The organism is Thalassobacterium sedimentorum (assembly GCF_031127905.1).
GTDB lineage: Bacteria > Verrucomicrobiota > Verrucomicrobiia > Opitutales > Coraliomargaritaceae > Thalassobacterium > Thalassobacterium sedimentorum.
This window is the reverse complement of record NZ_JARXIC010000082.1, coordinates 1-2,401: the sequence shown is the minus strand read 5'-3', so window position 1 is coordinate 2,401 and position 2,401 is coordinate 1. Positions and strand designations below refer to the sequence as shown.

General features: G+C 52.1%; 3 protein-coding genes. All 3 read right to left on the bottom strand.

All coding sequences use genetic code 11. From position 1 onward, the window contains the following. Positions 1 to 312: 312 nt before the first annotated feature. The 3 genes from QEH59_RS18370 to QEH59_RS18360 are packed head-to-tail and all read right to left on the bottom strand — an operon-like array spanning position 313 to position 1,629. Positions 313 to 714, bottom strand: coding sequence for an RNA-binding S4 domain-containing protein (locus QEH59_RS18370; protein WP_308986842.1), 402 nt, complete (start codon positions 712 to 714; stop codon positions 313 to 315). 40 nt (positions 715 to 754) lie between these two features. Continuing rightward, positions 755 to 1,024 carry a hypothetical protein gene (locus QEH59_RS18365; RefSeq protein ID WP_308986841.1) on the bottom strand — a complete coding sequence of 90 codons (270 nt, stop codon included), beginning with the start codon at positions 1,022 to 1,024 and terminating at the stop codon, positions 755 to 757. 11 nt (positions 1,025 to 1,035) lie between these two features. Beyond that, positions 1,036 to 1,629, bottom strand: a complete 594-nt coding sequence (locus QEH59_RS18360) for a sigma-70 family RNA polymerase sigma factor (RefSeq protein ID WP_308986840.1) — start codon at positions 1,627 to 1,629, stop codon at positions 1,036 to 1,038. Positions 1,630 to 2,401 lie beyond the last annotated feature (772 nt).

Below are 2,401 nucleotides of genomic sequence, written 5' to 3'. Positions count from 1 at the left end.
TTACAACGCTGTTAGAGGAATCTGTATGTGAGAGATTTTATTATAAGCGTGTCATCAGGGGTGATAAGCGGTTTCCGACGTAGTCGGCTCTGCGTTTGAGCGGGCTGAGTCTGATGTTTTTTTTACCGCTTATCACCGCTTATGGACCGCTTATCTTGCAACGCTGCTGGATGAATCTGTGTGTGAGAGGTTTTATTATAAGCGTGTGATAAGGGGTGATAAGCGGTTTCCGACGTAGTCGGCTCTGCGTTTGAGTGGGCTGGGGTGGCGGATGGCGGCTGAAGCTCGCCACTACGAGGGGGGCTTCTCAGCTTAGTCGTTGCCGATGAGCTTCTCGATGTCTCGGCGATCTTTCTTGGTGGGGCGTCCGCTGCCTTTGTGGCTGAAGACCCTGGCATTGGCTCGCTTTTCGCGGGCTTTTTCGTATTCGGATTCTGGGGTTTGGTCGTCGAGATGCTCGGGCACGAGGGGGGCACCTATTCGATTTTCGGTGAGAGCGAGTACGTGTAGAGTGCGGGTGAGTGCCTTGGTGCGGGCGACGATCATGTCGCCGATGCGTACTTTGGCGGAGGGCTTGGCGATGCTGCCGTTGAGACGGACCGCTGAGCCGCGGCAGGCCTCGGCGGCATCACTGCGTGTCTTATACACACGCACTGCCCAAAGCCAGCGATCAAGGCGCTGGGAGGAGGCGTTGGATGTGAGCGAACTGGGCACGGAGAGGGGGGAGGTGGAAAATAGCTGAGATTTAGGAGCGCTAGGGCTTGTTGGCTTTGGATTGAGCTGCTAAGAGTTTTTTTAACTGATCTTTTTTGGCATTGTCCAGTTTGGGACGCTGCTCGGCTATTTTTTCTTCGTGTTGCTTGTAGCAACGGCACATGTCTTGTGAATCCATGACTTGACGGTTAAATTTACCGCAAAAGATACATAATTTGACATGCAGACGTAAAAAGAAGCGCCGGGTGGGCGACAGCTTTTCGTAATCCTCTTTGGACAGTGCCTTGGATACTTGTTTGCAGGTAAACATTTGAACGTGAATTAGTTAGCGTCTTTCCCCGTCCAGTTGGCTTCGAGGAGGACTTTGAGTTGCTCGCGTGCTCGATGTAAGAGCACCCATAAATAATTCGGAGTGAGGTCCATTGCCTTACAAACTTCTTCCGTAGTTTGGTCTTCGAGCACTCGTAGCACGAAGGCTTTACGTGCGGGATCCTTGACTTGTGCGATGCATTTTTCAAAGACGACCCAGAACTCGCTGTTGTCGTAATATTTGCGCGGATTGAATTGCCAGGGATCGGGGGTGGTGGTGGCGATCCCAGTGTATTTATACCAGAAACTCTCGAGGAGAGCTTCATCTTCGGCGTCGATATCGACCTTGTTTTCTTTGATGGACTTGCGGATTTGATCGACGATTTTGTTGCGCATGATGCCGCGCAGCCAGAATTTAATATCGCGGCTGCCATCGAAACGATCGAGCGCCTTGATGCCGGCGAGAAAGGTGTCTTGTAAACAATCGGCTGCCGCTTCGGGATTTCGTAGCCGCGACATGGCAAAGCCGTAGAGGTAATCGCCATAAGCGTCCACCCATTGATCAGGCGGGGTGATGGGCACTGCTGGTTCAACTTTTGGGGGCACGCTTTTAAGATGTGCGACAGTCGCTGCGTCGTCAACTATGGATGCGTAGTGGCTGCTTCAGCTGCCATATGCGTGGTGTTGAGGGCGGAGGACTGAGGGCGGAGGACTGAGGGCGGAAGTCTGAAGGTGCCTAAGGTAGCAGGGTTGACTCTGTCGCCCTGTCCGACGTCGCTACGAATGAACGACTGGTCCGGGAAAAAATTGAAAAATGAAATGCTATCAGACGTTTTTTAACCGCTTATTACCGCTAATGGACCGCTTATCTTGCAGCACTGCTGGAGGAATCTGCGTGTGAGCGGTTTTATTATAAGCGTGTGATAAGCGGTGATAAGCGGTTCCCGACGTAGTCGGATCTACGTGTGAGTGGGCTGACTCTGATGTTTTTTTTACCGCTTATTCCCGCTGATGGACCGCTTATCTTACAACGCTGTTAGATAAATCTGCGTGTGAGAGGATTCTTTTTATAAGCGTGTGATAAGCGGTGATAAGCGGTTTCCGACGTAGTCGGCTCTGCGTGTGAGTGGGCTGAGTCTGATGTTTTTTTAACCGCTTATTACCGCTAATGGACCGCTTATCTTGCAACGCTGCTGGAGGGATCTGCGTGTGAGAGGTTTTATTATAAGCGTGTGATAAGGGGTGATAAGCGGTTTCCGACGTAGTCGGCTCTACGCGTGAGTGGGCTGACTCTGCTGCGGCGAATGCGGCATGTCCGCCGTAGCTCGAAGAGCGTAGGTGGAAGATTCGCGATCCCGGGCTGATTCTACGTGCGTCA